The sequence below is a fragment of the Pseudomonas gozinkensis genome (assembly GCF_014863585.1).
Lineage (GTDB): Bacteria > Pseudomonadota > Gammaproteobacteria > Pseudomonadales > Pseudomonadaceae > Aquipseudomonas > Aquipseudomonas gozinkensis.
Genome location: NZ_CP062253.1, coordinates 2784192 through 2808592, shown reverse-complemented (window position 1 = coordinate 2808592; position 24401 = coordinate 2784192). Strand labels below are relative to the sequence as shown.

The following is a 24401-nucleotide window of genomic DNA, read 5'->3' as shown; positions in this document are numbered from 1 at the left end:
AGTTCCCACCACCCGGAGAAAGACCGATTGAAACTCGCAAGCGCCGTATTAACAGGATTGCTGTTCAGCTCAATTGCCAACCATGCGTTGGCGGGGACGCCTGAAATGCTCAGCCCGACTGAAACCAACACAATCGATATCGCAGGCCACACAGTGCCGGTCGTCAAGGGCGGCTTGTACGACCGTTATCGCTCGAATCCTCCCTTGTCGGTGATTGCAGCAGAACTGCCGGGTGTTGATTTGAGCTGGTTCAAAGGACTGGAAAAGCACAAGGTAGACATTGGCTTCGAGTCATACTCTCCGAACTTTTATTACCAGAACAGTCGGGTAACGGCTGTCTACACGGCCGACCTGGACGCACTTCGGGCATTGATGCCGCCGGAAGTATTGGCAACCGTACACCCCCTGCAAATCTGGCCGGGTCGCGGCTTGATTGCCTTTACCGCGTACACCTATGAGCATTGTGATAACGACGCCTATAACGAAGTGGCCGTGTCGATCATTACCAACAAGCCAGGCAAAGCCAATCTGGGCCCGTTCACACTGATTGGCCAGTCGATGTCTGGCGACTTCTGGGGCTATGTGCTCAAGCTGCCGGTCAATACCGAGCTTGCACGGGTGCGCGGTGTCGTCGGTTACAACCTGCCTAAATGGCTGACCGGTATTGACCGCAAAGAAGATGCCCAATCTGTGGTCTATGACATCACCGACAGCCAGACCGGAAAAGTTGACGTGTCCTTCAAAGCGAAGAAACTCGACAACCTCTCTCGCGATGTCGACATCGTCACCAGCAGCTTCACCAATCTCGATCATCAGGGCCAACTGGCATACGGGTATGCGGTTTCCCGCCAGCTCAGTCACGGCTCCAGCCGCGACGCTGATTCGGTCACCCTCACGCTGGGCGACGGCAGTCTGTCGAATTACCTCCGTGCCCTGAAGCTGGGGAAAATGATGAAGTACGAATACGTGCCAGAGTTCCAGAGTGCGCTTTATGCGCCCAAGCCACTCGCCAGCCTGATTGGCGAGCGCTGAGACCTTTTGCGCCTGTCAGGCTCCGGAAGCTTGACGGGTGTATTTTTTTGTAGAAGACGTAACCGCGGGCCTATCTGAAGCTTTGCCAACCCCCTCTTCACGCAGACGATTTATCAGCATTTGAGCATTATCCCCACACGCCATGCCCTCGGGTTTATCTTCGATGCCCTTGATGACGACCAGAAGTTGAGCTTTGTTTTGCGCTAGCCGCTCCTGCAGAACGCTGATTTCTTCCACCTTTTGCTTGAGTCCAGTGAGCAACTCGTCGTGCCGCCAGCCACTGGCATTCATCGGCATCAGTTGCCGAATTTCCTCCAATGAGAAACCTGCCGCTTGTGCGCCGGTGATGAGTTCCAGTACCCATTCGGTATCGGGCGCGTAGTCCCGGTAGCCATTGGCCTTGCGCTCAACGGAGCTGATCAAGCCACTGGCCTCATAGAAACGGATGCGTGAGGGTGCCAGTCCGCTGATTTTCGCCAGTTCGCCTATTCTCATACATCACCCTGAAAAATCTATTGACCTTAAAGTTGACTTTAAACCTAAAGTCATCGAGCGGCCAAGCGCAACGTGTGACTTGGTCGTCATGGCGTTCGTGAGTAAGCGCAGGCTAATCCAGCAACGCACTCTGAACTGCCTACCGGAAGGGCTGCATGCTATTAACTCAAGGCCATGATCGGAACGCGATTCGATGAAGGCCTCCACTTCATTCAGGAGATACGAACATGGGGTATGTCACTACAAGAGATGGTGTTGAAATCTTCTACAAAGACTGGGGGCCACGCGATGCCCAGGTCATCTTTTTTCACCACGGATGGCCACTGAGCGCGGATGATTGGGACGCGCAAATGCTCTTTTTCCTGGGTGCCGGTTACCGGGTTGTAGCACACGATCGGCGCGGTCACGGGCGATCCAGCCAGGTCTGGGATGGACACGACATGGACCACTACGCCGACGACGTCGCGGCCGTAGTTGATCACTTGGGTGTACAAGGCGCAGTTCACGTCGGGCACTCCACCGGCGGCGGCGAAGTCGTTCACTATATCGCTCGCCATGGCGAAGACCGAGTCTCGAAAGCGGCCATCATCAGTGCCGTGCCACCGCTGATGGTCCAGACACCGACCAATCCTGGCGGCCTGCCGAAGTCAGTGTTCGACGACTTGCAGGCACAACTGAAAGCCAACCGGGCACAGTTTTACCACGACGTTCCTGCAGGACCTTTCTATGGCTATAACCGCCCAGGTGCAAAGACCTCCGAGGGCATTGTCTTGAACTGGTGGCGACAAGGCATGATGGGATGTGCACAGGCACACTATGATGGGATCGTGGCGTTTTCTCAGACTGACTTCACCGAAGACTTGAAGAGCATCAAGATCCCCGTCCTGGTAATGCATGGTGATGATGACCAGATCGTGCCTTATGAAAATGCAGGGGTTTTGTCGGCCAAACTTCTGCAAAACAGTACGTTGAAAATCTACCCGGGCTTCCCTCATGGAATGCCGACAACCAACGCCGAGACGATTAACGCAGATCTGCTGGCGTTCGTGCGGAGCTAAAAAAAAATGGGGCGGGTTAATCCCGCCCTTTTTCCCCTTGCGACTCCAAGATCAGATTTTGAATTTCGCAAAGTGCATAAGAATGCGTTAACTGATTGTCCGCTATTGGCCGGTAGCGGTCGCTTGTGAACGTCCGCTTCTGGCCGATCACGAACGGCGGTTCTCGACCCTAGGTGAACAAGTCAACTGCTCACGATGAGCCATGGGATAGTTTCAGCAACTGAGTAAATCGGGAAATGGCAATGTTTACATCGACCATGGTTTCACCATCCCACTCCTCGATGGTTTTCAGCTCAGCCCTCAATGCGGTTATTCGGTCTTCGATCTCTGCTATCTCTGCAGGTCCGCAGTGAGCGGCGATCGCCTCCCATTTTTCTTGAGGAATCCCCTGCTGGATGCATAACCCTTCACGCGACTGCGTGATCAATGTCGACAATGTGCTCATGTGATTCTCTACCTGGAAATGTCGATCCGAGGAAAGAACTGTGTTCTTCAGAAAATAGACAGCCTTCCCGCGCCACCTTTGAAACTCTGATCACGCCCTTCCCATCTCCTCATACGAAACATCAACAACCGCAACGCCCTCCCCCCAGGCTGCTTCAGTAAACGCCCGAATAATCTCCGCCAGCCTCTCAACCTCCCCACCCTCAACAATGACACAAGCAATGCGCCCAACAGCCCAATCCATGACCCTGCATTGCGGATACTTCGCAAGCAGCGCGGCAAAAACCTTCTGAGGCGCCAAATCGCCCGTGTACATGAAGTCGAAGTACGGCTCACTCGTCTCCTGCAGCGGATACACCAGAACCCAGCCGTTCGATGCGCCGTCAAACCACATCGAAACATAACGACTCGCCCACTCTGGTCCGCCATGTTTGATAAGGCGAAGCACCTCGATGATCGAATGACAATCGGGTATCCGGATCATGCAATCAGGGTCAAACACGCGAGGCGGTTCGACGGCTGCGCTGGCCAAAAGGGCAGCCATCAACTCTTTTCTCTTCAATTTTTTTCTCTTCACGTAACCTTGGAGACCTGTTGGGTAAAGACGAAATTTTCTGCACCGACCCACTCAATCCAGGCTCTCGGTATCGCCTGACGTCGCCGACAAGATCGCCTGATATCCGCCCTCTTCAGGAACGAATGAAACGAACTGGTTACCCGCGCCCTTTTGCACCCAAAGACGCCCACAGTTCGTGCATTCATAAACATCTGATGTCCGGTGGATGTGGAGGCTGGATATACGACTTTCCAACTCGTCAGCCACGTTGCCCCAAGGTGCAAACTTACCGAATGCCTCGGCAATCACGGCCTTGTCTCCCGACTCGGCAGCAGTCATCAAAGGCTTGAGTTCGTGGTTTACCTCTTCCCAGAATGCATTCTCCACTTCATCGCGAAGCAGACTCGCCTTATAGGGCAAGCTGTCAGTCTGATCGACGATCACATGCCCACATCTGCAACCCAATTTGCTCATTTGCGGTTCGATACCTTTACGTTTGGCCAAGTCGTTAAAAAGCGGACTGGGCTTTCATTTCCGTGCGGCGTCAAACAACACTGTCACGCTGCAAACTGCTTACATGCCCGACACCCGCAGCCTTCAATCGGCTCACCAGATCATCGCGTGCTGCTCGCCCGCCCGCACGGATGTACTCAAGCTCCGCCGCGGTGATCAGTACCACCGGGACCAATCTCACCGGGGATAAAGGCATGTCATCCAGTCGGATAGGGAAATCCGGTTCCGGGGCGCCCAGCAGGACGCCGGTCGAGTCGTCTTCGGTCACGAAGTGTTTGGGGAATTGATCACACATGTGATTCGAGAGACTGAACCCGGGAATTTCAATGGACATCGCACCGTACTTGTCGAGTCCGCGAGTGTAGCCTCCAGCGTCTGCAACCGTTTTGGCAACGTGCTCCACCAGCTCAAATGCCCAGCTGCGCTTGAAAGGATCGACGTCACCCACCGGGCCACGGGCGTGTTCGGGTATATCGGCGGTTTCTAAGAACAACTCCATCTCGAAACCATTGCCCATTTCTTCCGCGTCATCGAACGGGTCTGACATACCTTCCGTGGCGATGATGATTGTGTCGTTACGGCGAACCACTCGGTAGGCCTGGCGAGTCGAGGGCCAGTAAGGGCCACCGGAAAAGCTCGGGCTGATCATGTACGCAAGGACATCGCGCTCGACTGTGCCGACTGATGCCCAATGACGATCCAGACACGCTGCGCTGGCCTCTCGGGCAGCCAGATTTGCCGCTTCAGCCTCGGTCATGCTGTCGTAGATATCCGGCTCCTGGACTTCAAGGGGTTGCGGTGTGCGCTGGGCGTCTTCGGTTTTAGGACGTTTCAATGAAACGAGAAGCTTCTTGAAAAAATTCATGTGCTTTCCTTGCGGGGTTTCGGTTCGCTCTCCATGAAAGGGGCGAATCTGTTTTCATTAAATGGATCTGTTTTCGAATATGGGCACTATGCCTCAAACCGCCCCACTGAAAACAACGAAAGATCCAGCTCACTCTCCCCCCGCAAGCACCACTGCGCAAACGCCTCCCCCAGCGCCGCCGAGTGTTTGAACCCATGTCCGGAGCACGCCGACACCACCAACGTGTGCTGCAACCGTGGATGCTCATCAATGATGAAATGCCGATCCGGCGTAACGGTGTAGGCGCAAACCGCGGACTTCATCACCCGATCCGTCAGCCCGGCAATGCGCCCCTGCACTTGCTGTTCGTACATCTCGCGTTCTTCCTCGGCCGAGACTGTGCGATCCAGAGTTTCAGGCGTGGACGTGCTGTGATACTGCGCCGTCGCCACTTTCAAGCTGCCCTCCCCCGGCAATGCGGGAAAGCCATAGAAATCGTCGTCCGGGCCGTGAGTGAAGATGAACGTGGGCGAGTGGCCGACCAGGTCCGCGTCAGGCTCGGTTTCGAACCAGAACAGCTTTTGCCGATAGACGCTGAGCAGTCTGTCGAACGGTGCGCCCAGCAAGCCGCCCGCCCAGTTGCCGGCGGTGACCACCAGTTTGTCCGCCCGCACGGTGCGCTGGTCGGTGGTGACGGTGACGCCCTGTTCGTCCGAGCTGATGTGGGTCACGGTCTCGCCCTTGTACAGCGTGGCGCCTTGTTGTTCGGCAAATCTGAGTTGCACGTCGATGCAGCGTTCTGGCCTTACAAAACCGCCTTCGGGCTCGAAGTAGCCAATGGCGTCGTCGCGCACCTGGGCAAACTGCGGGAAGCGCTGGCGGATCCGGGCAGCGTCGAGGACTTCGTGTTCGATGCCGTAGGTCTGTGCGAGGGCGATGGTGCGCAGGGTGAAGTCGGTTTCGTCGGCGGGATCGAAGTCGGGGCTGGAGGTCAGCACCAGCAGGCCGGTCTGTTCGAACAGGGACTCGCCTGACAGCGCTTCCAGTTCGCGCCAGATGCGGTGGGAGTTGCGCACGATGGGCACGTATTGCGCGCCCTCGCCCACGGACAGCCGGGTGATGCGGGTGTCGCCATGGCTGGAGCCGAACGTGTGTGGCGGGTGGTGGCGGTCGATGCCGACCACGTTGACCCCGGCTTTCGCCAGTTGATACGCCGTGGCCGCGCCCATGGCGCCGAGGCCGATGACCAGTGCTTCGCATCGTTCCATGATTGATTTCCGCTCAGGCAAAAGAGCCACAGTGAAGCGGATCAGACGATGGAAAACAATCCGCTGAAAGCCGCGCTCAGGCAAAAACGTGAAAAACCAAAAGCCGTGCGATTACCGGCCAGACTCGTTTGTCCCGCCTTGCATCGCGGCATACCCTCTGACGCCAATAAAAACCATAAGAGAGAGTCCCGCCTTGATCCGTTTCTGCAAAACCTCGTTGTGCCTCGCCGTTCTGTCTTCGTTCGTTGCCACTGCCAGCCATGCCGCCGAGGCGCCCTGGGTCGATAGCGCCGTGAGCGCGGTCAATCAGGATGTCATCGACCTACGCCACACGATTCATCAGCATCCTGAGTTGGGCAATCTTGAGTTCAAGACTGCCGCGCTGGTGGCCGAGCGGTTGAAGGCCTCGAACATCGAAGTGCGCACCGGGGTCGGCAAGACGGGTGTTGTGGGGGTGCTGAAAGGCGGATTGCCGGGGCCGGTCGTGGCGTTGCGCGCGGACATGGACGCATTGCCGGTCAAGGAGATGACGAACCTGCCGTTCGCCAGTCAGGCCACCAGCACGCGGCTGGGCAAGAGCGTGCCGGTGATGCACGCCTGCGGGCACGACACCCACACCGCGATGTTGCTGGGGGCCGCGAAGGTGCTGGCCGAGCATCGCGATCAGGTGCGCGGGACGGTGGTGTTTCTGTTTCAGCCTGCCGAGGAAGGCGCGGCTGATGTCGATGAATTTCAGACTGACACCCTGATCGGTGCACAGGCGATGATCCGCGATGGTGCGCTCGATTCACCCAAGGTCGAGGCGGTGTTCGGGGTGCATGTGATGGCGGGTTATCCGACCGGGCACCTGTTCTACAAATCCGGAACTGTGCTCAACAGCAGCGACTCGTTCCGCATCACGGTCAAGGGCCAGCAGACTCACGGCTCGGCGCCCTGGAGCGGGGTCGATCCGATTGTCGCCAGCCAAGGCATCATCAGCGGATTGCAGACGCTGGTCAGTCGGCGCGTCGACCTTACCCAGGGCATGGGCGTGATCAGTGTCGGCACGATCAACGGCGGCTCGGCGGCCAACATCATTCCCGAGACCGTGGAAATGACCGGGACCATCCGCACCAACAACGCCGATATCCGCGACACGATCCTGAAAAAGATGCCGCCGCTGGTAAACAGCGTCGCCAGCGCCTACGAGACCCAGGCCAACCTGCTGCTGGTGAACAATGCGCCCGTGACCACCAACGATCCGGCCCTGACCGAAGCCATGATCCCGGCCCTCGAGCTGGCAGCGCCGGGCAAGGTCGAGCGCCTGCCCGCCTCCCTGTCGCCGAGCGAGGACTTCTCCTACTACGCGCGCAAAGTGCCGGGGTTGTTCGTGTTTCTCGGTGCAACGCCGGAAGACCAGGACATGAGCAAGGCGCCGAACAACCACAGCCCCTACTTCACCGCCGATGATGCGACACTCGCCACCGGGGTGAAGGCGCATGTGCAGTTTGTGCTGAATTATCCGGGGCGGGGTCAGCGGGGCTGACTAATCCCATTCGCAGTTTCAGCCCCCGATCAGATGACTGATCGGGGGTATTGTTTTGGTGCTTACCACTGATCACGGTAAACGAACGAAATTTGGTAGTCGTAAGAAGATGGATCAATGACATGGTTGAAATTCGGTTGAAGAATGCTCACCCAGTTTGAGAGCACGTCGAATCCGCCGTTGTTTATATTGTTTTCAATTGGTATGCCGAGTGATTCGATTACAGCACCGTCGTCACCGAAATCTTTCGATAATTCCTCTCCCATACCGAGCTCGGTTTCCTTGTCATACCACTCAAGTCTGGCTTTCAATCCCATAAATCCCTCACAAGTACTTTTTGATGCTTCGCTTTTTCCCTTTAGGGGGATCTAGTTGCTTACCGGTTCTATGGTCGTACGACCCCAAATGAGTACCGTCGCTCGCGCGATAGGCCTCAAGCTCTCCGTGAAGAAAGTCCCATTCATATATCGTCCTCCCTTTTGCGTCTATCCAGCGATCCCGGAGACCACCCGAGTACGGGGTTTTCTTTTTCGCTCTTCTCAATCCTGGAAACGCTGTGATTTCGTCTGTCTCAGGGGCCGGGTGGTAGGTGTGACCAGCCTTGGCTGTGCCATGGCCGCGTACATTTAAAACAATATAAATCGGCTTAACCCCGGAACTCGCCGGAAACACCAGAATGAAATCCCGATACTCCGGCGGATAAACCGGATTCACCAGAATCCCGTCCGCCGCTTTCGTCGGCGGGTACACCCAGATATGCGGCGCCTGAGGAGCAGCCTCCAGTGCCGGAATACCAAGAATGTCGGAACCATCCACGGCAGGCGTCCAAACCAGCTCAACACCTTCACCAAGGTCTGCGACAAACCGGCTATCGCGTGCAGCGAACTGCACAACATCAACCATCTCCCAATCGCGATTCTTGCCGGTGTAGAAGCCGTAACCCTTCAGGTTGCCATCGGCCTGCTGTTCAACGCGCAAGCGCACGCGGGTTCGGGCCTGTTTGAGGGCGAGCAACTGGTCTTCGGTATAGAGCGCGCTGTCGCCCAGGTTCGAGGGCATGAACATCGCCACCAGCCCGAGCAACGGGCTGATGACGGCAGCAGAGGCCAGCGCGGGCAATGCCTTGAACGCCTCACCGGCAAGGGCAAAAGTACCCATTCCCGCAGGAATGGCAGAGCCGCTGATTTTCTTGAGTTCAACCCCACCGCTGTCATTGGCCTCACGCCCACCGAGCAAAATCAGCTCGCCGTAATCCTTCAGGCTGTCAGTCGGCACCATCCCCGAAGGATTCGAGTAATCGATGATCGCATCCGGCAACTTGCAGGATTTGGCAAACACACAGCCCGCGCGCATCGGCTCAGGCTTGTTCGCCGCCACCTCACGGCTACGCTCGAAGGCGTCCTGTCTCGCCAGCATGGCGTCGTACTTGTCTTGTCGTTCTTGCTGATCGGCCAGTTCGGTGGCCGTCATGTAGCGGTAGGTGACGTGATGCCCGTCGCCCGCCGGTGGGTTGGGAACCTGGGGAATGTCCTTTTGACCAGCCACTGATTGTCCTTTCGTTCATGCATCGGCAACCCCTCGCAAGAGGCTGCACGACGTTAACGAAGCAGGAAAATCATGGCTGTAGGACGTATCTCTAAAGACGTGGGGATTGTTCGACGTGAACGGATTTCATCTCGGCAGCGACCGCCTCAATCACACACAAAGCCGTCGGCGACAAGCTCCTGCCCTGCAAGCTCACCACCCCGATTTCAGAATGAAATCGGGGCCTGTCGACAACATGAAGCTCGATCAAACGCCCCACCCGAATGTCTTCGGCCACCGCGCCATGGATGACGCCGAGGATGGTGTCGGTTGAACCAGCGACGGTCTTGAGCAACGCCACATCATCACACTCCAGCACGATCGGTAGCGCCTGGCGGGTGGAGATGCCGAGGGTTCGGGCGGTCTCAAGCTTCACTACTTCCGGCAGGCGCGTCGTGGCGATGCCGTAGCCTTCCAGTTCGCCCATCGCCACTTTATGCCCGGCCAGTGGGTGCCCCGGACGCACGAAGAAGCCTGCCGAAACCTGGCCCAGCGAACGGGATCAACAGATCGGATTCCGCCGTGAAGTTGCGAATGTCGGCAACGAAGAATTCGATCGCTTCCGCGCGCAGCCGCGCTTCGAGAATCTGCCAGTTGTTCACTTCCACACGCAGGGTGACCGCCGGGTGATCCAGGCGCAGTCGCGGCACCACTTGATGCATCAACATCGCAGCCGGGAACGGGCCGACGCCGAAGGCGAGGCTGCCCAGTTGGCGATCGCAATAGAGCGCCATGTCCCGCTCCAGCGACCGGGCATCGAACAGCAGCCGTCGCGCCCGCTCGATCAGAAACTCCCCCGCCGGCGTCGGGCGGACGTCGCCGGTGTCGCGATCGAACAGGCGCTGCCCGGTTTCGCTCTCCAGCGCCTGAATGCTGCGGCTCAGGGCCGGCTGGCTGAGGTGAACGCGTTCGGCCGCACGGCCGAAATGGCGTTCATCGGCCAGCGCGAGAAGGTGTGACAGTCGTTTGAGGTCCATTCGCCCGATGCTAGCGACGCATTATCCGGATGTAAACAATGCATTGGATACATCGCCGCCCGGCCCCTAGGCTGGAGCGCATTCGACCCTCGGAGAACAACAAGAATGAAACCGACCCTCTACACGATCCTCGCCCTGACGCTGGTGTCCCTCGCCGGCTGCGACAACAAGCCCGGCGTCGCTGCGGGAGATGCCACGCCCGCCACGGCAGCGGTGATCCAGGCGTCGATCAAGGGCCTGGACCTCAGCGACAACCGCGACATGGAAGATGCCCAGCGCGGTTTCATCGCCCGACCCACAGGCAAGATCCTCGGCTCCGACGGCAATGTCCTGATCGATTTCGATGCCTACCGCTTCGTCGAAGGCCAGGCGCCGGCCACCGTCAACCCGAGCCTGTGGCGGCACGCGATGCTCAACGCGCAGATCGGTCTGTTCAAGGTCCGCGACGGAATTTACCAGTTGCGCGGTTTCGACATCGCCAATATGACGCTGATCGACGGGCAGACCGGCTGGATCGTGGTCGATCCGCTGACCTCCCGGGAGTCCGCCGCCGCAGCGCTGGCATTCGCCCGCGAGCATCTGGGCAACAAGCCCGTCACCGCGATCATTTTCACCCACGACCATGCCGACCATTTCGGCGGTGTGCTGGGCATCACCTCGAGCAGCGAAGTCGCCCAGCGCAACATTCCCATCGTCGCGCCGGCCGGGTTCATGGAGGAAGCCACCAGCGAAAACATTCTGGCGGGGCCGGCAATGGCGCGGCGTTCGATGTATCAGTTCGGCAAGAACCTGACGCCGGGCGTCACCGGCATTGTCGACACCGGGCTGGGCAAAAACGTCGCTTACGGCAGCATGGGCATCCTGCCGCCGACGCAGATCATCGATCAGCCGATCCAGCCGCTGGTGCTCGACGGCGTCAGCTTCGTGTTCCACAACATGCCCGGCGCTGAGGCCCCGGCCGAGCTGACCTTTTCGATCCCCTCGCTCAAGGCCTACGGCGGCGCGGAGCTGCTGGCGCAGACCATGCACAACCTGCTGCCGATCCGTGGCGCCAAGGTGCGCGATGCGCTGCGCTGGTCCGAATACACGCAAATCGCCCTCGACGAACTGGGCGACACCGAGGTCTATTTCGGTCAGCACAACTGGCCGATCTGGGGCAACGAGCGGATCCGCGAATTCATCACCAAGCACCGCGACGTCTACAAATACCTGCACGATCAGACCGTGCGCCTGATGAACGCCGGCTACACCCCCAACGAGATCGCCGACAAGATCCAGTTGCCGGATTCACTGGCGTCGTACTTCGGCACTCGCGGCTATTACGGCGACCTGCGCCACAACGTCAAGGCGATCTACCAGATGTACCTGGGCGCCTACGACGGCAACCCCGCACACTTGAATCCTCTGGTACCCAAGGAATCGGCAAAGCGCTACGTCGAATTGATGGGAGGTAACGCCAAGGTGATCGAGGCCGCCCGCGTGGCCTATGACAAGGGCGAATACCGCTGGGTCGCCGAGCTGCTGGACCAGGCCGTGCTCGCTAAACCCGACGACACGGCCGCCAAGGAGCTGCTGGCCCGCGCGTACGAGCAGATGGGCTATCAGGCGGAATCGGCGACCTGGCGCAACAGCTACCTGACGGCGGCGATGGAGCTGCGCAACGGCCCGCCAGTCAAGGGCGTCAAACGCTCCGACCTGATCGAACTGATGAAGCAGACGCCCACCGAACGCTTCCTCGAAGCCATGGCCGCGAGCCTCGACGGGCCGGCGGCAGATGGCAAGAGCTGGACCTTCAATCTGGTGCTGACCGATACCAATGAATCGTTCGTGCTGTGGATCGAGAACGCCGTGCTGCACTACCGAAAAGGCCCGACCGCGGCGAACGCCAACGCAACGCTGACCGTCACCAAGGACCTGTTCGTCCAGTTGCTGGGCGGCACCGCCGGGCTGAAGGAAACGCTCACTTCCGATGACCTGAAAGTGGATGGCAGCAAGGTCGATCTCGTGAGGTTTCTGGGGCTGCTGGAGAAGGCACCGGGGAATTTTGCAATCGTCGCCAGGGCAGGAAACTGACCCGCCGAGGCCATCGACTAACGGAACACACGGTCGATGGCCTCTGGACGGTTACCCAAGAAAAATCCAATGAAAACCGGAGGCTCGGGCAAAGTTTTCCATTGAAATATTCCGCATCCTGCGCAACCCGATCGCCGCGAAGCCATCCAGCGTATGGAAGTAGAATCAGCACCAGACCGAAACCCGGAACCCATCGTTTTCATCATTGATGATGACGCCCCTCTGCGCGAGGCACTTGGCAGCCTGTTGCGCTCCATCGGCCTGCAGGTCGAGCTGTTCGGATCGGTCACCGACTTCATGCAATACGAGCGACCTGACCTGCCCAGTTGCCTGGTGCTGGATGTGCGATTGCAAGGCACCAGCGGATTGGTCTTTCAGCAGGCACTCGCCGACGCCAAAATCGGTCTGCCGATCATTTTCATGACCGGGTACGGCGACATCGCCATGACGGTTCGCGCCATGAAAGCCGGCGCCATCGACTTCCTGGAAAAACCGTTTCGCGAGCAGGCAATGATCGATGCCGTAGTCGCCGCACATGCGCGGGACAGGTCACGCCGCGAGTGCGAACGCCGCCATCATGAGCTGCGCACACGCCACGGGACACTGACGGTCAGAGAGCAATCGGTAATGGCATTGGCCGTTTCGGGCTTGATGAACAAACAGATCGCCAGTGCCATCGGCCTGAGCGAGATCACCGTGAAAATCCATCGCAGCCAGGCCATGCGCAAGATGCGCGCGCAGTCGTTTGCCGATCTGGTTCGAATGGCCGAAAGCCTGGGTATCAACCATTAGATGTAACGCTCTTATTCAGCGCACATTGAAAGTTGTTTATATACGTAGGTATGACTTCTCCATACGCGGGCAGGATAAAACCAAACTCATGCAACATGGTTGATCCCTACCGCCAACAGTAAAATCCCTCCATCAAATGCAACGGCCGGCAAAGTCATTGACTTCGCGGTCTCCGTTCGCGCCGACACTTGCCCACCCACTCATTGACTCAGGGATGGCTGAACAACATGTATGACTTTTTTGAAGACTCGCATCGCGTGCTGAAGTTGTCCCACGTATTGCTGATCGGCGGTCTGGGCATGTTGATGGCGGGGATTTTCCTGGCCTATGTGTTCGACGCTCACTTGGCCTTGCCCACGCTGGTCGGCGCACACGGGATGACAATCCTCGGACCGACCGCGATCAAGTTGGGCTATGTCATGCGCCTGATTGCTTACAACCGCATTCGCCTGGCCGCGCAGGAGCATGGCAACTCCCATTAGAAGTATTCGATTGAATTCAAACCTGTCTGGTTGCAACCCGGAAGTTCATTAACGAAATCCCACTACGACTCAGGATGATCACGATGAAAACTATTGGATTGGTATTGCCCGTCGCCATTGTTTCAGCCACCTGGATAGTTGCCACTCATGCATTCGGGGCAAGTTGCCTGCCCGACATGCCGGTGGCCAACAGACAGGAAACCAGTGCTCCGGATTCAGAAACTTCATCGGTGCAACAGCACCGGGCCAGAAAGGCGCCTACCCAGATTGCCGAAGGGGGTTCGGATCGGCTGATGGAACGCCGTGTCGCCGAAGGCGGCTCCGATCGCCTGCTCGAACGCCGTGTCGCCGAAGGCGGATCCGATCGCCTGATCGAACGCCGCGTTGCCGAAGGCGGCTCCGATCGCCTGATCGAACGCCGTGTCGCCGAAGGCGGCTCCGATCGCCTGATCGAACGCCGTGTCGCCGAAGGCGGCTCCGATCGCCTGCTCGAACGCCGTGTTGCCGAAGGCGGATCCGACCGCCTGATCGAACGCCGGGTAGCCAGCAATCAGTACGACGCCGTGATGAACATGCGAATGCATTTCTCGATGGACTGACGTGATTTCACCCAAATCGATCCCGCAGGATCAGGCAAGTAATCGGTAGAAATGCACTACAGGCTGTGCGAGCAATCCGGGAAGAATGGTCCTTCGACACATTCATCAAGGATTTCCCCATGCTCGTACATGCCTACGGTGCCCACGCCGGCGACCAACCCCTTGAGCCGATGCAGATCAATCGCCGCGCGCCGGCGGCCCATGATGTGCAGATCGATATCGCCTTCTGCGGCATCTGCCACTCCGATCTGCACCAGGTGCGCGCCGAATGGGCCGGTACGCAATTCCCCTGCGTGCCGGGGCACGAGATTGTCGGTCGCGTTTCGGCGGTCGGCGCCCATGTTTCCGACTACAAGGTCGGCGATCTGGTCGGTGTCGGCTGCATCGTCGACAGCTGCAAACACTGCGACGACTGTGAAACCGGTCTGGAAAACTACTGTGACGGCATGATCGGCACCTACAACTTCCCGACCCCGGACGCACCGGGCTGGACCCTTGGCGGTTACTCGCAAAACATCGTGGTGCATGAGCGTTACGTGCTGCGCATCCGTCATCCGGAAGCTCAACTGGCCGCCGTCGCGCCGCTGCTGTGTGCGGGCATCACCACCTACTCGCCACTGCGCCAGTGGAACGCCGGGCCGGGCAAAAAGGTCGGTGTGGTCGGTATCGGTGGCCTGGGCCACATGGGTATCAAACTGGCCCATGCGATGGGCGCGCATGTCGTGGCGTTCACTACTTCCGAGTCCAAGCGCGAAGCCGCCAAGGCACTGGGCGCCGATGAGGTCGTGGTGTCGCGCAACGTTGAAGAAATGGCCGCACACACCAAGAGCTTCGACTTGATCCTCAACACCGTCGCCGCGCCTCACGATCTCGACGCGTTCCTGGTGCTGCTCAAGCGCGATGGCGCCCTGACGCTGGTCGGTGCCCCCGCCTCGCCGCATCCGTCACCGAACGTGTTCAACCTGATCATGAAACGCCGGACCATCGCCGGTTCGATGATCGGCGGTATTCCTGAAACCCAGGAGATGCTGGATTTCTGTGCCGAGCACGGCATCGTTTCCGACATCGAGCTGATTCGCGCGGATCAGATCAATGCGTCCTACGAGCGGATGCTGCAGGGCGATGTGAAGTATCGGTTTGTGATCGATAACGCGACGCTGGCCGGCTGAGCCGTCACTCCGGCAATCCCGCCAATCGCAGACCCTCGGCAAACCGGGCAACGTCTTCAGGCCGTTGAATGGGCAGCCACGCGCTCAGGCTGGACACCCGCAAGGTCGGGTCCAGCTGACGCACCCGTTCCATGGTTTGCCCGGCTTTGTCGGTTCGCCCGCTCAGCGCCTGGCTTGCGGCGATCAACGCCACCGCTGCCAGCAGACAGGGCAGGTTTCCCTGCGCTTTCTCGGCCCAGGAAGCCGAGAGTTCGAAGCGTCCGGCGAAGAAGTGCGCCAGCGCCATCCCGACCTGCATGCGGAACATTTCCGGATCCAGCGGGCTGAGGCGCACGGCATGCTCGAGGTTGGCGATGGCGGCGTCAGTTTCGCCACGCAAGGCACGCAGAATTCCACCCAGATACCAGGCCGGCGCCAGATTGGGGTTGAGCAGTCGAGCCCGATCAAGCAAGGCAATGCCACAGTCGACATCCCCGGTCAGATGCGCCAGAGCATGCCCGCTACGGGTCAGCGCCACGGCGTCATCACGCCCCAGCTCCACCCCCATTCGTGCCAGCCGCGCACCTTCGGCGATTTCCCGGGGCCGGTCGGTCATCCAGCCGTTGAGCTTGCGCCAGAAATGGCACCACGCGGCCATGCCGTACGCCGAGGCAAATTCCGGATCCAGTTCAATCGCCCGGTAGAACAGCGTCAGTGACTGCTCGATCGCCTCACGGGTGCCGATGTGCAGTTTGGCCGTCCCACGCAGGTAGTAATCGTAGGCATCGAGGCTGTCGGTGGGCTTACGTTTGGCCCGTTCGATTTCCGCGCGTTCGAGCTGCGGCGCGATGGCGCCCACAACGCTTTCGGCCACTTGGTCCTGGAGTTCGAAAATATCGTCAAGCAGGCCTTCGAAACGCTCGGCCCACAGGTGAGTTCCGCTGCAGGTATCAATCAACTGGCCGGTGATGCGGATCTTGTTGCCGCACTTGCGCACGCTGCCTTCCAGCACATAACGCACACCCAGTTCCTGACCGACGCCTCGCGCATCCACCGCCCTGCCCTTGTAGGTGAAGCTGGAGTTGCGGGCGATGACGAACAGCCAGCGCAGGCGCGACAACGCGGTGATGATGTCTTCGACGATGCCGTCGGCGAAGTAGTCCTGTTCGGGGTCGCCGCTGAGGTTCTGGAATGGCAGGACGGTGATCGAAGGTTTTTCCGGCAGGACAAGTGTCGCGGCCACCTCGGGTTTCGCAGGTGCTTCGGGCGTATTGACGGGGCTGTCGCACGGGATGATTTCACCGACAAAGCGATAGCCCTTGCGCGGCACCGTGCGCACCAGGCGCTGTTGCTCGCCGGTGTCGCCGATGGCCTTGCGCACGGCGTTGATGTGGCTGGTGATGGTCGATTCGGAAACGATCCGGCCACTCCACACGGCGTTCAACAGCTCGTCCTTGCTCACCACCCGCTCGCGGTTGCTGACCAGCAGCAACAGCAGATCGAAGACCTGCGGCCCGACAGTCACAACCTCCCCGCGCCAGGTCAGTTCCCGGCGCTGCTGGTCGAGCACGTAGTCTTCAAACACGAATTGCACGGTGGCTGTTCTCTGGTGTGGTGCCCCCGACTCCGTGTCCGAGCGGGCGATTGTCGTGCGCTCAATGATACGGCAGACCTTGGACCGCCGCACCAGTCTGCACACTGGTCTACGCGTCTGCCGACGGATTGGCCTGTCTGGACAAAAAACCAAGGCAAATTCAAGGTCACCACAAGGATTTGCCCGAGTGCCGCAGGCATGCTCGACCCACATCGACAGCAATGGTTGCCGTCGGCAAGTGGAGAGATGCCATGAAGATCGTCGTTATCGGAGGCACCGGCCTCATCGGATCGAAACTTGTGAACAATCTGCGCGAACGCGGCCACGATGCCCGCGCCGCCTCCCCTAACACCGGCGTCAACAGCATCACCCGCGAAGGCCTGGCCGAAGCGATGGACGGCGCCCAGGTGGTGGTCGATGTGTCCAACGCGCCGTCGTGGGAAGACCAGGCCGTACTCGATTTCTTCGAGACCTCCACCCGTAACCTGCTCGCTGCCGAAGCCGCCGCCGGGGTTCGCCATCACGTGGCGCTGTCGATCGTCGCCAGTGAGCGCTCGCCTGCCAACGGCTACTTCCGCGCCAAGGTCGCGCAAGAGAACCTGATCAAGGCGTCGAGCATTCCGTACACCCTTGTGCGGGCCACGCAATTCTTCGAATTTGTCGGCGGCATCGCCCAGTCCGCCACCGTCGGCGAGGAAGTACGTCTGTCGCCGGCGCTGATCCAGCCCATGGCGTCTGACGACGTCGCTGCTGCGCTGACGGATGTGGCACTGGCAGCGCCGATAAACGGCACGCAGGAAATTGCCGGCCCCGAAGCCATACCGCTCGACGAGCTGGTCCGGCGCTTTTTCCGCGCCACCCACGACACCCGCAAAGTGATCCCGGACGTCCACGCCCGTTACTTCGGCGACGTACTCGACGACCAGTCGCTCACCCCCGGCAGCAGCAACCCGCGCCTGGGCCCGACGCGCTTTGAAGACTGGCTGGCGCAATCGATCCCGCGCTGAAGCACCCCACTCATTTGAAGGAGTATCGCCATGTTCAGCCGAATCCTGCTGGCCGCCACGTTTGCGGCCCTGTCGATTTCATCCGCCTCGGCCGCCGAGCCGCAGGGGGGCAAGGTCACCGTAGTGTTCGACCGCGCCCTGCCCAACGTTCCGGGCAAATCCATGCGGGGCGTGCTGGTGGAATACGCGCCCGGTGGCTCTTCGCCGGCGCACTTTCATCCGAAGTCCGCGTTCATCTACGCCACGGTGCTTGAGGGCGCCGTGCGCAGCAAGGTCGGCGACGGGCCGGAGAAGGTCTACAAGGCCGGAGAAAACTTCGTCGAGCAACCGGGTGATTTCCACGCGGTAAGCGCCAATGCCAGCACCACCGAACCGTCCCGTCTGCTGGCGGTGTTCGTGCTCGACAGCAGCGAGACCGACCTGGTCAAACCGGTCAAGCCGTAACCGATCCATTCGCCGATTCACCTCCGGCGGCGCGGCTGCCGGAGGTGTCGGCCTTGCGCAGGACCCCGATCATGAACGCGCCCCAGCCCTCCACCGCCAGCACGGCGCAATCCGAACCGACGCCCGCGACACCGCGCCAAGGCAAACGCAAGGCGACAGGACTGCTGTTGTGCGCCGCCGCCCTGGCGATTGTGGCGGGCGGTTACGTCGTGCTGTACGGCGGCAAAAGCATCTCGACCGACAACGCCTATGTTCGGGGCGATGTCACGTCCCTGGCGGCCAAGGTCGCCGGCTACGTCACCAGCGTCGAGGTGCGCGACAACCAGTCGGTACAGAGCGGCGATGTGCTGTTTCGCATCGACGATCAGGACTATCGCGCCCGCCTTGCCCAGGCCGAAGCCAACTTCAAATCGGCACAGGCACGTCTGAGTGATGTCGATGCCCAGACCCAACTGCAACATGCGCAGATTCGCCAGGCCGAGGCCGAGCGCCGCTCCGCCGCCGCGCAGATGAACCTCGCCGGCAAGACCCATGAACGCAACCGCAAACTGATCGCCAGCAATGCCGTGAGCATGGCGCTGGTCGATGAGACGGCAGCGGCCCAGACGCGCGCCTCCGCGGCGGTGGACGCTGCTTCGGCGTCGGTCGAGGCACAGCGCCAACGCCTTGCCGTGCTGCTGGCCCAGCGCGGCGCGGCCCTCGCGGCCATGGCTCAGGCCGAGGCGGCGCAGGATCTGGCCCGGATCGACCTCGACAGCACCGTGGTGCGTGCGCCCGTGACCGGGGTGGTCGGCAACCGCCAGGTGCGGGTCGGCCGTTACGTCACGCCGGGGGTGGCCTTGCTCGACATCGTTCCGGTGCAGGACGTGTGGGTCGTGGCCAACTTCAAGGAAACCCAGCTGGAGCATCTCCAGACCGGTCAGGCGGTGCGGATCACTGTCGACGGCTACCCCGACGATGCGCTGGAGGGCGTGGTCGACAGCTTTGCCCCCGGCAGCGGCTCGGCCTTCAGCCTGTTGCCGACCGACAACGCCACGGGCAATTTCGTCCGGGTGGTGCAGCGGGTGCCGGTGAAAATCCGCCTCGCCAACAACCCTTTGCCGGGGCGCATCGTGCCGGGGCTGTCGGCGCGGGTCGATGTGGAGCGTGGAGACGGCTCATGAACCGGTCTGCCGCAGCCCGGCCCGGCGTGCTGCTGATGATCGGCATTCTGCTGGCCAGTCTCACCGAAGCGATCGCCGGCACCGCGCTGGTGCTGGGCCGCAGCGACATCATCGGTGACACCGCCGCCACACCTGACGAATTTGCCTGGCTGGACATCGGCTACACCGGGTTCAAGTTGATCGGTTTCCTTACGGCGTCGTGGCTGCTGGCACGCTTCGCCCCGCGCAACGTGATCGTCGCTGCGACCCTGGCCATGGGGCTGGCCTGCGCCATCGCTGCCTTCAGCACGCGGCTCGACCTGCTGATCACGCTGCGCATCCTTCAGGGTTTTGCCGGCGGCACGCTGTTGGTGGCCGGCCAGGTGCTGATCTTTCGCAGCTACCGGCGCCAGCTGCAACCCGCGCTGCAAGCGCTGTTCGCCATCGGCGCGGTCGTCGCTTCCGCCACGCTGACGCCCGCCCTGCAAGGCTGGCTGGTCGACAGCCAGTCCTGGACGTGGATTTTCCTCAGCGTCGTGCCGCTGGCATTGGTGGCCAGCGGACTGTTACTGATCACGGTCACCCCGACACCCGCTCGAGCCAGCCTGCGTCCATTCGACGGTCCGGGGCTGTTGCTGAGCGCCACCGCCCTGCTCTGCTTCACCTACGTCCTGAGCCAGGGCGAACGCTGGGACTGGTTCGAGGCGCCGCGCATCGTCTGGCTGACGCTGGTCGGCAGCGCAGCCCTGCTGGGTTTTCTCGGCCAGCAACTGCTGATCAGCGGCAGAGGCGTACTCGACTTCAGCCTGTTCAGGTCGAGCGATTTCTCGTTCGCCTTCATCGTCAGCTTCGTCGCGGGTGCAGCGCTGTTCGGCAGTGCTTACCTGATTCCGGCATTTGCCGTGTCGGTGCTTGGTTTCACCCTGACCGAGGCCGGCCTGCTGCTGTTGCCCAGCGGCGCGTTGTTTGTCGGTGCGTTGCTGATCGCAGCCTGGCTGATGCAGAAGCGCGGCGTGGCGCCGTTTGCCACGGTGCCGTTCGGCATCCTGATGATCATGATTGCCATGTGGCTGCTGTCCGGCTCGACCCGCGAAAGCGGCAGCGCAGACATGATGGGCGCGATCCTGCTGCGCGGGCTGGGGCTGGGCTTTCTGTTTCTATCGATAACGTTGATTGCGTTCACCCACCTCAACAGCCGCAACCTGGCGGCCGGCATCGGTCTGTTCAATACCGGCCGGCAACTGGGCGGTCTGATCGGCGTGGCCGGGCTGCAGACGCTGATCGAGCACGGGCATGCGGCCAACGCCGTGATTTTAGGCAGCAGCGTCACGCCGGGCAGCCCGGCGCTGATCGAACGGCTGACAACCACTGGCGCCTGGCTGACGGGCAAAGGCATGGAAGCTTCAACGGCGGCTCGCGCGGCGACCAGTCTGCTTGGGCGAACGGTCTCTGAGCAGTCGCTGGTGATTGCCTTTGACAGTGCGTTCATGGCGGTGACGTTGCTGTTTGCGGTGGCGGCCCCGCTGCTGGTAGCGATCAAGATCGGCTTTGCGAAACACGCCGGATCAAAACATTGATCTTTCGCCCCACACCCAGTAAAAAACCGTCTTCCCTTTCCGCCCTTGCAAGGAGCAGCGGATGCTCGAGCTCACCACGCAACGCCTGGACCTGCGCACGATGGTCGAATCCGACTGGCCGCTGTTCCTCAGGCTGCATTCCGAGCCGCAAACCATGCAGTACGTGTTCGGTGAAATCGCCGAGGACCAGGTTCGCAAAGGTTTCGAGCATCGGCTTCCGGTCTGGGGGCCGCAGTCGGATCACTGGTTGTGTCTGGTGGTGACCGACAGGGCCAGCGGGCAGGAACTGGGTGTGACCGGATTTCGGATACTGTCGCCGGGGCATGCCGAGGTGGGTTGCCTGCTGTTGCCGGAACACCAGGGCAAAGGCTTTGGCACCGAGTCGCGGCAGGCGATCATCGACTACGCCGCCGCCATCGGCCTGGACTCGTTGGAGTCGACCGTGACCGACGGTAATATCGCGTCCTGCAAGGTGTTGGAGAAATGCGGTTTTGTATTCGAGCGCCGCGTGCCGCAGGCCTATCAGATTGGAGATCGGTGGTTTGACGACCTGATCTACCGCTATCAAATCAGCTGACCCCGTTTTATCAGCGACCGCCAAGGAGGCCCTCGTCGTGAATCCTTATCAATGCCTGCCACCCCGCGCTTTCTGGCGCACCGCCGTGGCTGACAAGCCCGCGCTGCACATCGATCAACTGTGGACGCCACACTTCGAGATCGGCAACAAGGACGCCATCGTCACCGCCGGCTCGTGTTTCGCCCAGCACATCGGCCGGGCGCTGGTGGAGCGCGGCATGAACTGGCTGGATGCGGAACCGGCCCCGGCCGAATTGCCCGAAACCGACTGGAGGGCCCACAACTACGGGGTGTTCTCGTTCCGCACTGGCAATCTGTACACCCCGGCGATGCTGTGCCAATGGCTCGAATGGGCGCTGGGCGTGAGCCTGCCGCCCGACGAAACCTGGGCCCATGACGGGCGCTTCTTCGACCCGTTCCGCCCCGCCGTGGAGCCCGACGGTTTTGCCAGCGAGGACGCGCTGTTCGCCTCGCGCGAAGCCACCCTCGACGCCATTCGCACCGCCCTGCGCCGGGCCAAAGTCTTCGTGTTCACCCTCGGTCTGACCGAAGCCTGGCAAAACCGCCAGACCGGTCTGGTGTATCCCGTGTGCCCCGGCACCGTGCGTGGCACGTTCGATCCGCAGCTGCACCGCTTCTGCAATTTCGGCTTCATGGACACCTATGGCGACATGGTCCGGGCGCTGGAGTTGATGCGTTCGATCAACCCGCAACTGCGCGTTCTGCTCACCGTGTCACCGGTGCCCCTGACGGCAACCGCCACGGGCGAGCATGTGCTGAGCGCCACCACCTATTCCAAATCGGTGCTGCGCGCGGTCGCCGGGCAGCTGTGCGAAGACCTGCACGACGTCGACTATTTCCCCTCTTACGAAATCATCACGGGCACACCGTTCAAGGGCGCGTTCTATCAGCCCAACCAGCGCGAGGTCACTCCCGAGGGCGTGGCGTTTGTCATGCAGCAGTTTTTCGCCGGGCTCGATGCGGTTCAACCGGTGCAGACGCCGGCCAGCGTGCCTTCCACCTGCGTGTCCAGCGAGGAGCTTGTCTGTGAAGACGCCGTGCTCGATTACTACGCCTAGGTTTCTGCTGCTGGGCGACTCCCATGCCGGGGTCATCGGCAAGGCGGCGCAGGCCCGCGAGCTGCCTTTCAGTGGCGGCCCGCTGGGCACCGGCCGGGATTTCGCGGTGGATTTTTTCAGCCTGACCCGCCATGACGTGGTGTTCCGGGACGCCGAGATGGAGCGCCTGTATCGCCAGGCCCTTGAGCCGTTCGAAGTGCCGCAACTGGCGAAGGTCGGCGTGCCGCTGGTGAGTACCCTCGGCCTGAGCCTGCACTACCTCGCCACCACGCCGAACTGGACGTGCTACCAGACCCCGGACGGCGCATTCGACGAAGGTTTTCTCGCAGGTCCCCTGTTCGAATCCATCGTCGACACCCTGTCCCGACCTGCATTGGCGTTCTATGAACAGGCCCGGGCGATGAACCTCAAGGTGTTCGCCGTGCTGCCGCCGCAACGGGTGCCGGAACTGTCCGATTCGCGGGTGTTCATGGCCGCGCAGGCGCTGCTGATCGAGCGCTTGCAAGGGCTCGGCATCAAGCTGATCGACGTGCGCGCTGCAGCGAATGATGAGCAGGGTTTTCAGCTTCCGACGTACTGCGAAGTGGATGACCCGCTGCACGGGAATCTGGAGTTTGGCGAGTTGATCGTCGAGCAACTGCTCAATCGAGGAATTTAGACCCGGACCTGTGGGAGCGAGCTTGCTCGCTCCCACAGGGGGATTTTCAGGGTCATCACGCCTTCGGCTGCGTCCCCAGAATCGTCACCCGCTCGCCATACCGCGAATGCGGGAAATAATCCCAGACCGCATGGTGCTGGGTGCAACGGTTGTCCCAGAACACCAGGCTATTCGGCGCCCAGCGCACGCGGCAGCTGAGGACCGGTTCGCGGGCGACCAGGTCGAACAGCATGTTCAGCAGCACCTGACTTTCACCGCCGGACAACTGAACGATGTGCGACGTAAACCCGGAATTGACGAACAGTGATTGGCGCCCGGTTTCCGGGTGGCGAACTACCACCGGGTGTTCGGTTTTCGGCAGGTTGGCCGGCGCCTCATAACCCTTCCACGGAATCGCGCCGTCGTGGATCGCGGTCAATTCGCAGAGAAACTGCTGCATCGTCGGCGACAGCATTTCCAGCGCCAGGTGCATGTTGGCGAACAACGTATCGCCACCGGTGCCGATGGCCGGAGTCTCCTTGACGTACAGCATCGAGCCCATGGACGGCGCCAGATCGGCAGTGCCGTCGGTGTGCCAGGTTTCGCCGGCCACGTAGCGCGATTGCGCATTGGCGCGGATCACCACCAGTTCCGGGTCATCGCCGTCGATGTCCTCCACCGGCAGCGCCCGCAGCTCACCGAACAGCCGGCCAAAAGCCTTGTGCTCGTCCACCGTCAGATGCTGATCGCGGAACACCACCACGTGGTTTTCCAGAAAGGCCCGGCGGATTTCCGCGAGCTGCTCGTCGCTCAGCGGTTGCGAGAGATCGACGCCGCCGATCTCGGCGCCGATGATCGGCGTGATTCGCTCGACCGTGATGTGCTGATACGGCGCGCGCCGTTCGGCGGCGATGCGCTCGATTGCCTTGAGTGCCAACTGATCCATGTTCTCTCA

Annotated in this window: 27 protein-coding genes; 15 read left to right on the top strand and 12 right to left on the bottom strand. The window is 60.7% G+C overall.

Going from position 1 to position 24401, the window contains the following annotated elements:
- Nucleotides 1-105 precede the first annotated feature (105 nt).
- The gene (locus IHQ43_RS12400; RefSeq protein ID WP_192564987.1) at nucleotides 106-1032 is read left to right on the top strand and encodes an acetoacetate decarboxylase (ADC); all 927 of its coding nucleotides are present in this window, start codon (nucleotides 106-108) and stop codon (nucleotides 1030-1032) included.
- A gap of 15 nt (nucleotides 1033-1047) precedes the next feature.
- Here IHQ43_RS12400 and IHQ43_RS12395 read toward each other — a convergent pair whose 3' ends face one another.
- Complete coding sequence (locus tag IHQ43_RS12395; RefSeq protein WP_192564583.1) at nucleotides 1048-1527, bottom strand: MerR family transcriptional regulator; 480 nt, start codon at nucleotides 1525-1527, stop codon at nucleotides 1048-1050.
- 227 nt (nucleotides 1528-1754) lie between these two features.
- Between IHQ43_RS12395 and IHQ43_RS12390 the strand changes: the two genes are divergently transcribed.
- Nucleotides 1755-2585 (top strand): alpha/beta fold hydrolase, encoded by an 831-nt coding sequence (locus IHQ43_RS12390; protein WP_048390108.1) that lies wholly within the window; start codon nucleotides 1755-1757, stop codon nucleotides 2583-2585.
- Nucleotides 2586-2775: 190 nt separating this feature from the next.
- Here IHQ43_RS12390 and IHQ43_RS12385 read toward each other — a convergent pair whose 3' ends face one another.
- From IHQ43_RS12385 to solA, 5 genes are all read right to left on the bottom strand, one after another.
- Nucleotides 2776-3030 carry a hypothetical protein gene (locus IHQ43_RS12385; protein WP_192564582.1) on the bottom strand — a complete coding sequence of 85 codons (255 nt, stop codon included), beginning with the start codon at nucleotides 3028-3030 and terminating at the stop codon, nucleotides 2776-2778.
- A 90-nt stretch (nucleotides 3031-3120) separates the two neighbouring features.
- Entirely contained in the window at nucleotides 3121-3606 is a 486-nt protein-coding gene (locus IHQ43_RS12380; protein ID WP_244142263.1) for a hypothetical protein, read from the bottom strand.
- A gap of 51 nt (nucleotides 3607-3657) precedes the next feature.
- The gene (locus tag IHQ43_RS12375) at nucleotides 3658-4059 is read right to left on the bottom strand and encodes a hypothetical protein (protein WP_192564581.1); all 402 of its coding nucleotides are present in this window, start codon (nucleotides 4057-4059) and stop codon (nucleotides 3658-3660) included.
- Nucleotides 4060-4129: 70 nt separating this feature from the next.
- On the bottom strand, nucleotides 4130-4963 hold the full coding sequence (locus IHQ43_RS12370; protein ID WP_192564580.1) for a suppressor of fused domain protein: 834 nt from the start codon (nucleotides 4961-4963) through the stop codon (nucleotides 4130-4132).
- An 86-nt stretch (nucleotides 4964-5049) separates the two neighbouring features.
- On the bottom strand, nucleotides 5050-6210 hold the full coding sequence (solA, locus tag IHQ43_RS12365; RefSeq protein ID WP_192564579.1) for an N-methyl-L-tryptophan oxidase: 1161 nt from the start codon (nucleotides 6208-6210) through the stop codon (nucleotides 5050-5052).
- 193 nt (nucleotides 6211-6403) lie between these two features.
- Here solA and IHQ43_RS12360 point away from each other — a divergent pair, with 193 nt between their 5' ends.
- A complete protein-coding gene (locus IHQ43_RS12360) occupies nucleotides 6404-7735 on the top strand; it encodes an amidohydrolase (protein ID WP_192564578.1) in 1332 nt (443 codons plus the stop codon).
- Between the two features lie 62 nt (nucleotides 7736-7797).
- Here IHQ43_RS12360 and IHQ43_RS12355 read toward each other — a convergent pair whose 3' ends face one another.
- From IHQ43_RS12355 to IHQ43_RS29545, 4 genes are all read right to left on the bottom strand, one after another.
- The gene (locus IHQ43_RS12355; protein WP_163974841.1) at nucleotides 7798-8052 is read right to left on the bottom strand and encodes a colicin E3-like toxin immunity protein; all 255 of its coding nucleotides are present in this window, start codon (nucleotides 8050-8052) and stop codon (nucleotides 7798-7800) included.
- 7 nt (nucleotides 8053-8059) lie between these two features.
- Nucleotides 8060-9280, bottom strand: coding sequence for an S-type pyocin domain-containing protein (locus IHQ43_RS12350; RefSeq protein ID WP_192564577.1), 1221 nt, complete (start codon nucleotides 9278-9280; stop codon nucleotides 8060-8062).
- A gap of 91 nt (nucleotides 9281-9371) precedes the next feature.
- Complete coding sequence (locus IHQ43_RS29550) at nucleotides 9372-9785, bottom strand: LysR substrate-binding domain-containing protein (RefSeq protein ID WP_341829667.1); 414 nt, start codon at nucleotides 9783-9785, stop codon at nucleotides 9372-9374.
- A complete protein-coding gene (locus tag IHQ43_RS29545) occupies nucleotides 9754-10296 on the bottom strand; it encodes a LysR family transcriptional regulator (RefSeq protein WP_244142261.1) in 543 nt (180 codons plus the stop codon). Before IHQ43_RS29545 ends, IHQ43_RS29550 begins: the two co-directional genes overlap by 32 nt.
- Nucleotides 10297-10401: 105 nt before the next feature.
- Between IHQ43_RS29545 and IHQ43_RS12340 the strand changes: the two genes are divergently transcribed.
- From IHQ43_RS12340 to IHQ43_RS12320, 5 genes are all read left to right on the top strand, one after another.
- Nucleotides 10402-12369 (top strand): alkyl/aryl-sulfatase, encoded by a 1968-nt coding sequence (locus tag IHQ43_RS12340; protein ID WP_192564576.1) that lies wholly within the window; start codon nucleotides 10402-10404, stop codon nucleotides 12367-12369.
- 153 nt (nucleotides 12370-12522) lie between these two features.
- The gene (locus IHQ43_RS12335) at nucleotides 12523-13161 is read left to right on the top strand and encodes a response regulator transcription factor (protein WP_192564575.1); all 639 of its coding nucleotides are present in this window, start codon (nucleotides 12523-12525) and stop codon (nucleotides 13159-13161) included.
- 227 nt (nucleotides 13162-13388) lie between these two features.
- Complete coding sequence (locus IHQ43_RS12330; RefSeq protein WP_192564574.1) at nucleotides 13389-13643, top strand: transmembrane sensor/regulator PpyR; 255 nt, start codon at nucleotides 13389-13391, stop codon at nucleotides 13641-13643.
- An 83-nt stretch (nucleotides 13644-13726) separates the two neighbouring features.
- Complete coding sequence (locus IHQ43_RS12325; RefSeq protein WP_279613384.1) at nucleotides 13727-14242, top strand: phage infection protein; 516 nt, start codon at nucleotides 13727-13729, stop codon at nucleotides 14240-14242.
- A gap of 119 nt (nucleotides 14243-14361) precedes the next feature.
- The gene (locus tag IHQ43_RS12320; RefSeq protein WP_192564573.1) at nucleotides 14362-15411 is read left to right on the top strand and encodes an NAD(P)-dependent alcohol dehydrogenase; all 1050 of its coding nucleotides are present in this window, start codon (nucleotides 14362-14364) and stop codon (nucleotides 15409-15411) included.
- A 4-nt stretch (nucleotides 15412-15415) separates the two neighbouring features.
- Here the strand turns inward: IHQ43_RS12320 and IHQ43_RS12315 are convergent, their stop codons facing one another.
- A complete protein-coding gene (locus IHQ43_RS12315) occupies nucleotides 15416-16984 on the bottom strand; it encodes a winged helix-turn-helix domain-containing tetratricopeptide repeat protein (protein WP_192564572.1) in 1569 nt (522 codons plus the stop codon).
- A 251-nt stretch (nucleotides 16985-17235) separates the two neighbouring features.
- On the opposite strand from IHQ43_RS12315, the gene IHQ43_RS12310 reads away from it, so the two are divergent.
- From IHQ43_RS12310 to IHQ43_RS12280, 7 genes are all read left to right on the top strand, one after another.
- Complete coding sequence (locus IHQ43_RS12310; RefSeq protein WP_192564571.1) at nucleotides 17236-17991, top strand: SDR family oxidoreductase; 756 nt, start codon at nucleotides 17236-17238, stop codon at nucleotides 17989-17991.
- Nucleotides 17992-18021: 30 nt separating this feature from the next.
- Nucleotides 18022-18435, top strand: a complete 414-nt coding sequence (locus IHQ43_RS12305) for a cupin domain-containing protein (protein WP_085747530.1) — start codon at nucleotides 18022-18024, stop codon at nucleotides 18433-18435.
- Between the two features lie 71 nt (nucleotides 18436-18506).
- Complete coding sequence (locus IHQ43_RS12300) at nucleotides 18507-19598, top strand: HlyD family secretion protein (RefSeq protein WP_192564570.1); 1092 nt, start codon at nucleotides 18507-18509, stop codon at nucleotides 19596-19598.
- Nucleotides 19595-21154 carry an MFS transporter gene (locus tag IHQ43_RS12295; protein ID WP_192564569.1) on the top strand — a complete coding sequence of 520 codons (1560 nt, stop codon included), beginning with the start codon at nucleotides 19595-19597 and terminating at the stop codon, nucleotides 21152-21154. The genes IHQ43_RS12300 and IHQ43_RS12295 overlap by 4 nt, the downstream gene beginning before the upstream one ends.
- 61 nt (nucleotides 21155-21215) lie before the next feature.
- Complete coding sequence (locus IHQ43_RS12290) at nucleotides 21216-21731, top strand: GNAT family N-acetyltransferase (protein WP_192564568.1); 516 nt, start codon at nucleotides 21216-21218, stop codon at nucleotides 21729-21731.
- A 37-nt stretch (nucleotides 21732-21768) separates the two neighbouring features.
- Nucleotides 21769-22809 carry a GSCFA domain-containing protein gene (locus IHQ43_RS12285; RefSeq protein WP_192564567.1) on the top strand — a complete coding sequence of 347 codons (1041 nt, stop codon included), beginning with the start codon at nucleotides 21769-21771 and terminating at the stop codon, nucleotides 22807-22809.
- Nucleotides 22778-23467, top strand: a complete 690-nt coding sequence (locus IHQ43_RS12280) for a hypothetical protein (protein WP_192564566.1) — start codon at nucleotides 22778-22780, stop codon at nucleotides 23465-23467. The genes IHQ43_RS12285 and IHQ43_RS12280 overlap by 32 nt, the downstream gene beginning before the upstream one ends.
- Nucleotides 23468-23522: 55 nt before the next feature.
- Here the strand turns inward: IHQ43_RS12280 and IHQ43_RS12275 are convergent, their stop codons facing one another.
- Nucleotides 23523-24392, bottom strand: coding sequence for a TauD/TfdA dioxygenase family protein (locus IHQ43_RS12275; protein ID WP_192564565.1), 870 nt, complete (start codon nucleotides 24390-24392; stop codon nucleotides 23523-23525).
- Nucleotides 24393-24401: the final 9 nt, after the last annotated feature.

Coding starts and splice junctions, on each gene's coding strand:
- IHQ43_RS12400 (WP_192564987.1), top strand. CDS start 106: ATGCTCAGCCCGACTGAAACCAACACAATCGATATCGCAGGCCACACA.
- IHQ43_RS12395 (WP_192564583.1), bottom strand. CDS start 1,527: ATGAGAATAGGCGAACTGGCGAAAATCAGCGGACTGGCACCCTCACGC.
- IHQ43_RS12390 (WP_048390108.1), top strand. CDS start 1,755: ATGGGGTATGTCACTACAAGAGATGGTGTTGAAATCTTCTACAAAGAC.
- IHQ43_RS12385 (WP_192564582.1), bottom strand. CDS start 3,030: ATGAGCACATTGTCGACATTGATCACGCAGTCGCGTGAAGGGTTATGC.
- IHQ43_RS12375 (WP_192564581.1), bottom strand. CDS start 4,059: ATGAGCAAATTGGGTTGCAGATGTGGGCATGTGATCGTCGATCAGACT.
- IHQ43_RS12370 (WP_192564580.1), bottom strand. CDS start 4,963: ATGAATTTTTTCAAGAAGCTTCTCGTTTCATTGAAACGTCCTAAAACC.
- solA (WP_192564579.1), bottom strand. CDS start 6,210: ATGGAACGATGCGAAGCACTGGTCATCGGCCTCGGCGCCATGGGCGCG.
- IHQ43_RS12355 (WP_163974841.1), bottom strand. CDS start 8,052: ATGGGATTGAAAGCCAGACTTGAGTGGTATGACAAGGAAACCGAGCTC.
- IHQ43_RS29545 (WP_244142261.1), bottom strand. CDS start 10,296: ATGGACCTCAAACGACTGTCACACCTTCTCGCGCTGGCCGATGAACGC.
- IHQ43_RS12340 (WP_192564576.1), top strand. CDS start 10,402: ATGAAACCGACCCTCTACACGATCCTCGCCCTGACGCTGGTGTCCCTC.
- IHQ43_RS12335 (WP_192564575.1), top strand. CDS start 12,523: ATGGAAGTAGAATCAGCACCAGACCGAAACCCGGAACCCATCGTTTTC.
- IHQ43_RS12330 (WP_192564574.1), top strand. CDS start 13,389: ATGTATGACTTTTTTGAAGACTCGCATCGCGTGCTGAAGTTGTCCCAC.
- IHQ43_RS12325 (WP_279613384.1), top strand. CDS start 13,727: ATGAAAACTATTGGATTGGTATTGCCCGTCGCCATTGTTTCAGCCACC.
- IHQ43_RS12320 (WP_192564573.1), top strand. CDS start 14,362: ATGCTCGTACATGCCTACGGTGCCCACGCCGGCGACCAACCCCTTGAG.
- IHQ43_RS12310 (WP_192564571.1), top strand. CDS start 17,236: ATGAAGATCGTCGTTATCGGAGGCACCGGCCTCATCGGATCGAAACTT.
- IHQ43_RS12305 (WP_085747530.1), top strand. CDS start 18,022: ATGTTCAGCCGAATCCTGCTGGCCGCCACGTTTGCGGCCCTGTCGATT.
- IHQ43_RS12300 (WP_192564570.1), top strand. CDS start 18,507: ATGAACGCGCCCCAGCCCTCCACCGCCAGCACGGCGCAATCCGAACCG.
- IHQ43_RS12295 (WP_192564569.1), top strand. CDS start 19,595: ATGAACCGGTCTGCCGCAGCCCGGCCCGGCGTGCTGCTGATGATCGGC.
- IHQ43_RS12290 (WP_192564568.1), top strand. CDS start 21,216: ATGCTCGAGCTCACCACGCAACGCCTGGACCTGCGCACGATGGTCGAA.
- IHQ43_RS12275 (WP_192564565.1), bottom strand. CDS start 24,392: ATGGATCAGTTGGCACTCAAGGCAATCGAGCGCATCGCCGCCGAACGG.